5 protein-coding genes and 1 pseudogene are annotated in these 9,676 nt (G+C 69.9%); 5 read left to right on the top strand and 1 reads right to left on the bottom strand.

What is annotated here, in order from left to right; all coding sequences use genetic code 11:
* Positions 1-24: 24 nt before the first annotated feature.
* A complete protein-coding gene (gene ileS / locus Q0M60_RS06220; RefSeq protein WP_296817349.1) occupies positions 25-2,913 on the bottom strand; it encodes an isoleucine--tRNA ligase in 2,889 nt (962 codons plus the stop codon).
* A 230-nt stretch (positions 2,914-3,143) separates the two neighbouring features.
* Between ileS and Q0M60_RS06215 the strand changes: the two genes are divergently transcribed.
* The 5 genes and pseudogenes from Q0M60_RS06215 to Q0M60_RS06195 all read left to right on the top strand — a co-directional run.
* Positions 3,144-3,713: a hypothetical protein gene (locus tag Q0M60_RS06215; RefSeq protein ID WP_296817346.1), complete on the top strand. Its 570-nt coding sequence runs from the start codon at positions 3,144-3,146 to the stop codon at positions 3,711-3,713.
* Between the two features lie 41 nt (positions 3,714-3,754).
* Positions 3,755-5,821 (top strand): S46 family peptidase, encoded by a 2,067-nt coding sequence (locus Q0M60_RS06210; RefSeq protein ID WP_296817343.1) that lies wholly within the window; start codon positions 3,755-3,757, stop codon positions 5,819-5,821.
* Positions 5,822-5,961: 140 nt separating this feature from the next.
* Positions 5,962-8,385, top strand: a complete 2,424-nt coding sequence (locus tag Q0M60_RS06205; RefSeq protein ID WP_296817339.1) for a hypothetical protein — start codon at positions 5,962-5,964, stop codon at positions 8,383-8,385.
* Positions 8,382-9,374 (top strand): protein-L-isoaspartate O-methyltransferase, encoded by a 993-nt coding sequence (locus Q0M60_RS06200; RefSeq protein ID WP_296817337.1) that lies wholly within the window; start codon positions 8,382-8,384, stop codon positions 9,372-9,374. Before Q0M60_RS06205 ends, Q0M60_RS06200 begins: the two co-directional genes overlap by 4 nt.
* Positions 9,375-9,430: 56 nt before the next feature.
* Positions 9,431-9,676: pseudogene (locus Q0M60_RS06195) on the top strand (hypothetical protein); the annotation flags it as partial.

Below are 9,676 nucleotides of genomic sequence, written 5' to 3'. Positions count from 1 at the left end.
GTCTGCCACGCCCCGGAGTAGGCGTCAGGCCGCGCGCGCGTCCAGCCACCTGACTGCATCCGCGTCGCGGGCCGACAGGTCGGGATAGTCCGGGTCGGAGCCCACGTCCGGCACGCGCCGCCAGGAGCGGGCGCACTTGGGGTGGTCGGCTGTGCGGACTTCGACGGTGACGGCGTCGCCGCCCGCCTTCAGCTGCGCGCCGGATGTGCGGAACACCTCGGCGGCGTCCAGCCCCTCGAAACAGGCGAAGGCGTCGGCCGGACCGGTCACTGTCGGCCAGGCGTCGAGGGCGCCGCCGATGAGCTTGTCGCGGCGGGCCGATTCCAGCGCCTCGTTGACGACCTCGAGCACGGACTGGACCTGGGTCCAGCGCGTGGCTTCCTCCGCGTTCTCCCATTCCGCCGGCGTGTCGGGGATGACCCGCGCGCAGTTGGTTCCGGCGTCGGGGAAGCGCGTCGTCCAGGCCTCTTCCATGGTGAAGGGGACAAGCGGAGAGAGCCAGGCGGTCAGCCGCTCGAACACCGCGTCCATCACCGTGCGGCAGGCGCGGCGGCGAAGGCTGTCGGGCCGGTCGCAGTAGAGGCTGTCCTTGCGGACGTCGAAATAGAGCGCCGACAGGTCGCCGGAGCAGAACTCCAGCACCGGCCGCACCACGTCCTGGAAGCGGTAGTCGCGGTAGGCCGCGCGCACGTCGCGGTCGAGCTCCCACAGCCGGTGCAGGATGAACTTCTCAAGCGGCGGCATCTGGCCGTAGTCGAGCCGCTCCGCTTCCTCGAAGCCGGCCAGGGCGCCGAGCAGATAGCGCACCGTGTTCCTGAGCTTGCGGTAGGCGTCGACCGTGGTCTGCAGGATCTGTTTCCCGATCCGCTGGTCCTCGGCGTAGTCCACCAGAGCGACCCACAGGCGCAGGATGTCGGCGCCCGACTCCTTGATCACCGTCGCCGGGTCGGTGGTGTTGCCCTTGGACTTCGACATCTTCTCGCCGTTCTCGTCGAGCGTGAAGCCGTGGGTCAGGACCGCATCGTAGGGCGCCCGGCCGCGGGTGCCGCAGCCTTCCAGCAGGTTCGACTGGAACCAGCCGCGGTGCTGATCCGAGCCCTCGAGATAGAGGTCGGCAGGCCAGCGGGTGTTCTCGCGGCCCTCCAGCGTGAAGGCGTGGGTGCAGCCCGAGTCGAACCAGACGTCGAGGATGTCCTCCACCTTCTCGTACTTGGCCGGGTCGTGGACGCCGAGGAACTCCTCGTCCGGCGTGTCGAACCAGGCGTCGGCGCCGCCCTTCTCGATGGCCTCCAGAATCCGGGCGTCGACCGCGTCGTCGTGCAGCGGCTGGCCGGTGTGCTTGTCGACGTACATGGCCAGCGGCGTACCCCAGGCGCGCTGGCGGCTGACCAGCCAGTCGGGCCGGGTCTCGACCATGGAGCGGATGCGGTTGCGTCCGCCGGCCGGGTGGAAGGCGGTGGCGTCGATGGCGGCCAGGGCCTTCTCGCGCAGCGTCCCGTCGTCGGCCAGCGGCCGGTCCATGCGGATGAACCACTGCGGCGTGTTGCGGAAGATCACCGGCGCCTTGGACCGCCAGGAGTGCGGATAGGAGTGCTCCAGCCGCCCGCGCGCCAGCAACGTCCCGGCCTCGATCAGCTTTTCGATCACGGCCGGATTGGCCGGGCCGAACCTGCCGGTCTTCTTGCCCTCGGTCTCCAGCACCTTGAGGCCGGCGAACAGGGGCACATGCTCATAGTAGGCGCCGTCCGGATCGACCGTGTCCGGCACCTCGTGATGACCGTGCGCCTTCCACACCTCGAAGTCGTCCGCGCCATGGCCGGGTGCGGTGTGGACGAAGCCCGTGCCCGCGTCGTCGGTGACGTGCTCGCCGTCCAGCAGGGGCACGTTGAAACGATAGCCCGCGTCCAGCTCGGCCAGCGGGTGCGCGCACTCCAGCCCCGCCGGATCGATGTCATAGACCCGCACGGCGTGGGCGATCTTGGCCGCCTTGAAGACCTCTTCGGCCAGCTTGTCGGCCAAGATCAGCCGGTCGCCCGGCCTGGCCCAGGGTTCGAACTCCAGCCCCTCCTCCATGGCCGTGACCTCGTAGAGGCCATAGGCGATGTCGGGGCCGTAGGAGATCGCCCGGTTGGCCGGGATCGTCCAGGGCGTGGTCGTCCAGATGACGATCGCGGGCGTGGCCGACTGGAAGGACAGCAGGTCGTCCGGATGGTCGTCGGTCATGCCGGTGACCGGGAACTTCACCCACACCGTCGGCGAGACGTGGTCGTGGTACTCGATCTCCGCCTCGGCCAGGGCCGTGCGCTCCACAGGCGACCACATCACAGGCTTGGAGCCGCGATAGAGCTGGCCGGAATTCTTGAACTTGTAGAACTCCCGCACGATGGCCGCCTCGGTGGCGAAGTCCATGGTGGCGTAGCGGTTGGCCCAGTCGCCGGTGACGCCCAGGCGCTTGAACTGCTCCTTCTGCACGTCGATCCAGCCGGCGGCGTAGTCGCGGCAGGCGGCGCGGAAAGCCGACTTGGAGACCTCGTCCTTGCGCTTGCCCTGGCTGCGGAACTTCTCCTCGATCTTCCACTCGATCGGCAGGCCGTGGCAGTCCCAGCCCGGCACATAGTCGACGTCGTAGCCGAGCAGGAACCGGCTGCGGACCACGAAGTCCTTCAGCGTCTTGTTGAGCGCATGGCCGATGTGGATGTCGCCGTTCGCATAGGGCGGGCCGTCGTGCAGCACATAGAGCGGCGCGCCCTCCGCCTGACGCTGGGCGCGCAGCTTGCCATAGAGGTCGCCCCACTGCTCGAGGATCAGCGGCTCCTTCTGGGGCAGGCCGCCGCGCATCGGAAAGGGCGTCTCCGGCAGGAAGACCGTGTCGCGATAGTCGCGGGCAGTGGAAGCAGTGGCGTCGTCGGCCATGAGGGACTCGTTCTCGTCGTCTGTGATCGTTCGCAGCTGATTTTCGACCCCGGCGCGAGCGGCGGGCGGCCCCGCGGCTTACGCCGGGCGGCTAATCGAAATCGGGCGAACGGCGCGAACGGTCATGACCTGAGGCTCTAGCAGAGGCCGCGCGGCCTGCACAGTCAGCAACGGTCAGATGCCGGCCCTGCCGAACGCTGTAATGTCGCCGCGCCGAAGGGAGGGCGTCGATGCTGCTGGAACTGCTTTTCGCCGCCACGCTGTCCGGCCAGGACGTCTACACCCAGGAGGAATGCCTCCATAGGTACGAAGAAGAGGGTGTGGTCGAGCCGTGGGATGCGGCGGGGTGCCTGGTCAGCTGGATCTATTCGGCGGAGACGCACGCGGCGCTGGACCCCTTCGGTCGCGACATGGAGGCGGTGTTCAGTCGCGACGCCATCGCCGCCATCGAGGCGGCGCGGGCCCGCTGGCCTGGCGATGGATTGGCGCCCGGCCTCGACGCGGATCCCTTCTGCGACTGCCAGGATCCTGAAGGCCTGTTTCTCATCCTCCAGATCACGCGCGAAGAGTCGCCGACGCGGGTGACCAGCGGGGTCGCCTTCGCCTTCAAGCCCGAAGACGTGACCGAGGAAGAATTCGTCCAGCTCCTCATCGGTGAGAACGCGCCTCCGGTCACCCAGCGCGTGGTCATCCTCGTGCTGGAGGACCGTGGCTGGCGCGTCGACGACATCAGCGACGGCGAGGGCTATTTCTTCCGTGCGTCGCTGGCGCTGCCCGCGGACTCGACCCCCGCCCCCTAGCCCGTTACGACTTTCTCCGACCCTACAAGTCGGAGTTCCCCATGCGCCTGAAGTCGATCGCCGCGTCCGCCCTCGTCCTCGCCTTCGCCGCTTCGCCGGCCGCCGCCGAGGAGGGGATGTGGACCTACGACAACTTCCCGATCGCGCGCGTGAACCAGACCTATGGCGCGAACATCGACCAGGCCTGGCTGGACCGCGTCCGGGCGGCGTCGATCCGGCTGTCGACCGGCTGTTCGGCCTCGATCGTGTCCAACGAGGGGCTGGTCCTGACCAACAACCACTGCGTCGAAAGCTGCGTCCAGAACCTGTCGACGGCCGACAACCAGTACGCCCAGACCGGCTTCCTGCCGGCCTCGCGGGACGAGGAACTGCGCTGCCAGGGGATGCAGGCGGAGGTGCTGATCAGCATCGAGGACGTCACCGAACGGGTTCGCGCCGCCGGCGAGGGGCTGGAAGGCCGGGCCTTCACCCAGGCGCGGGACGCCATGATGGCCGCCATCGAGACCGAGGCCTGCGCGGGCCGCACCGAGCTGCGCTGCCAGGTCGTGAGCCTGTACCGCGGCGGCCAGTTCAAGCTCTACACCTATGAGAAGTACGAGGACGTCCGCCTGGCCTTCGCGCCGGAGGAGGCCGCCGGCAGCTTCGGCGGCGACCTGGACAACTTCAACTTCCCGCGCTTCTCGCTCGACGCCGCCTTCCTGCGCCTCTACGCCGACGGCCGGCCGATGCAGACGCCGACCCACCTCGGCTGGGACGCCGGACCGCCGCAGGCCGGGGAACTGGTGGTCGTCTCCGGCAGCCCGGGCGCCACCCAGCGCCTGCTGACCATGGAGCAGCTTGAGACGGTCCGCGATGTCGTCCTGCCGCTGGATCAGCTGACCCGTTCGGAACTGCGCGGGCGGCTGATCCGCTACGCCGCGGAGGGCGAGGAGCAGGCCTTCATCGCCGGCTCGACCCTGTCGGGCGTGGAAAACAGCTACAAGCGCGGGCGCGGACAGGCCCGGGCCCTGATCGATATGGAGTTCATGGCCGGGCGCGCCGCGGCCGAGCAGGACCTGCGCGACCGCGTCGCCGCCGATCCGGCCCTGGCCGAGCGCATCGGCGACCCGTGGGGCGAGATCGCCGCCCTGCAGGACGACTACGCCGAGCTCTATCCGGCCTACTTCTTCCTCGAGGGCCGGGCCGGCGGCGGCTCGCAGCTCTATTCCTGGGCGCGGACCCTGGTGCGCGCGGCGCGTGAGCGGGAACGCCCCGCCGCCGAACGGCTGCCCGAATATTCCGACAGCCGGCTGGGCCTGCTGCGCGCCCAGACGGTGGCGGCCAATCCCACCTATCCGGAGCTGAACGAAATCCAGCTCGAATGGTGGCTGTCCAAGACCCGCGAGATCCTGACCGTCGACGACCCGCGTATCCGCCCCCTGCTGGGCGACGAAAGCCCCGAGGGCCTGGCCGAACGGCTGATCGCCGGAACCAGCCTGGCCGATCCGGCCGTTCGCGAGGCGCTGTGGGACGGCGGCCTGGCCGCGGTCGAGGCTTCGGACGATCCGCTGATCCGCTTCGTGCTGGCCACCGAGACCCTGGGCCGCGAGGCCCGGGCCGAGTGGGAGGAGCGGGTCGAGGGCCCAACCGACCGCGCCGCCGAACGCCTGGCCGAGGCCCGCTTCGCGGTCTATGGCGACACCCTCTATCCTGACGCGACCCGCACCCCGCGCCTGACCTTCGGCCGTGTCGAAGGCTGGACCTACGACGGCCGCACCGTCGAGCCCTTCACCACCTTCGGCGGCCTGTTCGAGCGGGCCACCGGCGCCCATCCGTTCGAGGTGGCCCCGCGGTGGCGCGCGGCCCGCGACGAGCTGGACATGGACACCCGGTTCAACATGGCCGTCTCGACCGACACCATCGGCGGCAACTCCGGCTCGCCCGCCATCAACGCCGACGGCGAGGTGATCGGGGCGAACTTCGACTCCACCTTCCTGGGTCAGCGAAACGCCTTCGGCTACGATCCCAACGTCAACCGCAGCGTCATCGTCACCGCCCAGGCCATCACCGCCGCGCTGCGTGACGTCTACGGCATGGATCGCATCGCCGACGAGCTGGAGGGCCGCTGAGGCTTCGCCGCCACGTCGTTAACCTTCTCGCGCCCCTCTGAGGCGAAAGAGGGCGACAACCGTCACAGTCACGGCACAGATTGCCGGCGATGGGGGCGATCAGTGACACCGGCGTAAGCGGGAGGGCGCAACGCGCCCTCATGCCGCTGTTCCTCATCTCGCTCGGCGTGGTTGGGATCGAGAACGCCCTGACGCGTTACTTCGCCGTCGCGGCCTGGTCCGACTACGGCTACTGGATCATCTCCATCGTCATGGCGGGCTTCGCCCTGTCGGGCGTGGTCGTGGCCCTGTTCCGCGACACGGTGGTGCGGTTCGGCGGCCCGCTCAGGGCGATCCTTCCCGCAGCCATGATCCTGGCGGCCGCCCTGGGCTTCGTGGAGATCACCAGCAACCCGTTCAATCCGCTCCGCCTGCAGAACCCGGCCACGTGGCAGGCGGAGGTGCGGAACATCGCGCTCTACTACGGCGCGCTCCTGCCCTTTTTCTTCCTGGCGGGAACCTACATCTCGCTGATCTTTCTGCAGAACCACCGGGAGGTCGGGCGGGTCTACGGCTATGACCTGATCGGCGCGGCGGCCGGAGCGGGCGTGGCGCTGGGGCTGATGTTCGTCCTTCACCCCTTCGTGCTGGCGCCTGCGCTGCTCATCCCCATCGCGCTGGCAGCGTTCTTCGAGCGGGGCCGACTGAAGGGGCTGGGCGTGGGACTGGCGACCCTGGCGCTGGCCGGTGGCGAATACGCCCTGTTCACCGGCCAGGCCCCGGCCTTCAGCGAGTACAAGGCCATCTACGCCCCGATGAACACGCCGGGCTCCCGCGTCGTGGGCCAGGTGCGCTCGCCGCAGGGGTATTACGTCCTGCTCGACGACTTCACCGAGCGGGTCGACGCCGACCTGTCGAACAACGCCCAGATGCTGGGCGTGCCCGGCCCGCCGTCCACACTCGGCCTCTATCGCGACGGCGCGCGCATCGCCGCTCTGCCGACCGCCGAGGGACTGGACGCCGCCTATGCGCCCGCCGCCCTCAGCGCCGCGCCCTATCTGCTCAGGCCCGGCGCCCGGACCCTGCTGATCGGCGTCTCGGGCGGCTGGCGAGCCGCCGAAGCCCAGTCGCTGGGCGCCGGCGACATCGACGGGGTTGAGGCCGAACCCCTTCTCCACCGCACCCTGCTGGAGGGGCTGGAGGACTCGCCACCGATCCGCCTGCCGCGCTTCCGCCGCCTCGACGACGGCCCCATCGCCGCCGCGCTGTCGGCGCCCGAGGGCGGCTATGGCGTCATCGACATCTCGTCGGATTTCATCGACACCACGCCGGCCAACATGAACGGCCTGACCGTCGAGGCCTTCGAGGCCTACCTCGGCGCGCTCCGGCCCGACGGGATTCTCTCGGCCTCGGTCTCCATCCGCGACTTCCCGGTCTACGCCCTGAGGGTGCTGGCCACCGCGCGCGCGGCGCTGGAGGCGCGCGGCGCCGATCCGGCGGCCCATGTGCTGGTCTACCGCTCGGCCTGGAACGTCCGGATCCTGGTCTCGCCCACGCCCTTCTCCGCCGCCGACATCACGGCGCTTGAGGCTTTCTCCTCCGAGCGCTCCTTCGACGTCGCCTACGCCCCGCGACACACGCCCGCCGCTCGCCCCTTCAACGACCTGCCCCGCGTGAACTTCGCCACGGGCGAGATCGTCTCGACGGGCCCGGACGACGCCCTGGCCCGCGAGATCCCGGACGTCCTGGCCGGCCGCCCGAGCCCCACGGCGCGCGACTTCCACGTGCGAGCCGCCACGCTGGACCGGCCCGCCTACTACAGCTCCCTCAGGCTGGAGAACCTGCCGACCCTGATCCAGCGGCTGGAGGTGCTGCCCCAGGCGGAGATCGGCGGCCTGGTGAACGTGGCGGTGCTGGGCCAGGCCGTGGTGATCGCGGCGCTGGTGCTGATGGCGCCCTTGCTGTTCCGCCGCCGGACCGGCGAGCCGGAGCCACGCCGGCTGTGGCCCGGCCTCTATTTCCCGGCTCTGGGCCTCGGCTTCCTGTTCCTGGAGATCCTGCTGATCGACAAGGCGGCGATCTTCCTGAACGACTATTCGACGGCCTTCGCCCTCGTCCTGACGTCCATGCTGTTCTTCTCCGGCGTCGGCAGCCTGATCGCCGGCTGGACGCAGGCGCGGCCGAAGCTGACCACTGGCCTGTCGCTGATCGTGGTGCTGGGCTGGGGCTGGCTGATGTACCGGTACGCCGACGCCCTGCTGATCGAGAACCTGCACCTGGCCGCCTGGCTGAGGGGTCTGATCGTGGTCGGGGCCGCCGCGCCCGTGGCCTTGGCGCTCGGGACCTTCTTCCCCATGGGCCTGACCCAGGTCGGGAACGGGCGGCTGTTGCCCTGGGCGTGGGCGCTCAACGGCGCCTTCTCGGTGGTGGCGACGCCGCTGGCCAACCTGCTGTCGCGCGACATCGGCTTTTCGAGCCTGCTCTACGCCGGGGCCGGCCTTTACGTGATCGCCTTCCTGCTTCTGCCTGCGGCGGTCAGCCGCCGCGCCTCCTCGACCCCACCCCCAGTGCTGGACCTCGCATGACGCTCTCCCGCAGACACCTGATCGCCGGCGCCGCCGGCATGGTCGCCCTGCCGCTCGGCGGCTGCGACGTCGAAACCGCGATCGAAACCGTTCGCCGCCGCCTCGACCCCGAAGGCGGCCGGGCTTCCGGCCCCGCCGCCGAAGGAGCGGCCGCCGCGCCTGAGGCCCCTGCGCCGCAGATGTCCGGCGTCTCGGAGACCGTGCGCATGCCGCGCGAGCCCTGGACCTTCGACGCCTTCCAGCGCGCCATGTCGGCCTCCGAGCGCCCCAGCCAGATCACGGAGGCACAGTTCGCCGCCATCCAGGCCCGCAAGCCCGGCGCAATCCAGGTGATCTCCAACTACCTCGCCGGCCGCTTCGGCGAGGCCGACCCGGCGGTGGTCCAGGCCTTCGAATCCGTGCCGCGCGAGTTCTTCCACTACCAGTACGCGATGCGGCAATCCCTGGCCTTCCAGGCCTATGAGGGCGATCCCAAGCCTTGGGCGATCGGCCACGGCAGCGTGCTGTCCGACTATCTGGGCCAGGCCTACATGACCCAGTTGGCCCAGCCCAAGCCGACCGACGTGACGCTGGAGATCGGCACCGGCTCGGGCTTCCAGTCGTCGCTGCTCAGCCGCATCGTGCGCGACGCCTACACCATCGAGATCATCGAGCCGATCGGGCGCGCCGTGGGCAAGATCTTCGCGCCGCTGGGCTACGACAACGTCCACGGCCGGGTCGGCGACGGCTATTTCGGCTGGCCCGAGGTGGAGGGCGGCTTCGACATCATCATGCTGACCTGCGTGGCCCAGTACGCCCCGCCGGACCTGTTCGCCCAGCTCAAGCCCGGCGGGCGGATGATCATCCCCATCGGCCAGCCCTTCCGCCGCGGCCAGGTCCTGTACGTCTACGAGAAGGACCCCGACGGCCGCATCCGCTCCCGCCGCGACGTGGGCGTCTTCTTCATTCCCATGACCGGCGCCATGCAGCAGAGGCCGCAGCCGGCCTGAGGATCATTGCGTATCTCGGTCCGCGCGGCGATGTTGCCGCGCTCGAGGAGGACGCCATGCCGCTGGATCACCTGCCGACCCCTGAAGGGCCGAAGACGCTGAAGCTCACCCGCCGCACGCTCGGCGGGCTGATGTTCACGGGTTACGCCGCAGCCGCCCTGTCGGCCAAGGCGCAGCCGGTCGTGACCGACGAGGAGGGCATCGTCACCGATCAGGTCAGCTTCACGGCGGGCGACGCCATCGACTATCCGCCGTCGCTGCCGGCCTATCTGGCGCGGCCGGACCGTCCGGGGCGGCATCCG

The organism is Brevundimonas sp. (genome assembly GCF_024711105.1).
GTDB lineage: Bacteria > Pseudomonadota > Alphaproteobacteria > Caulobacterales > Caulobacteraceae > Brevundimonas.
The sequence above is the reverse complement of the archived record's forward strand: the minus strand, read 5'-3'. Positions and strand labels throughout refer to the sequence as shown.

Bases quoted from the DNA above. Each gene is read 5' to 3' on its own strand.
- ileS (WP_296817349.1), bottom strand. From the start codon at position 2,913: ATGGCCGACGACGCCACTGCTTCCACTGCCCGCGACTATCGCGACACG.
- Q0M60_RS06215 (WP_296817346.1), top strand. From the start codon at position 3,144: ATGCTGCTGGAACTGCTTTTCGCCGCCACGCTGTCCGGCCAGGACGTC.
- Q0M60_RS06210 (WP_296817343.1), top strand. From the start codon at position 3,755: ATGCGCCTGAAGTCGATCGCCGCGTCCGCCCTCGTCCTCGCCTTCGCC.
- Q0M60_RS06205 (WP_296817339.1), top strand. From the start codon at position 5,962: ATGCCGCTGTTCCTCATCTCGCTCGGCGTGGTTGGGATCGAGAACGCC.
- Q0M60_RS06200 (WP_296817337.1), top strand. From the start codon at position 8,382: ATGACGCTCTCCCGCAGACACCTGATCGCCGGCGCCGCCGGCATGGTC.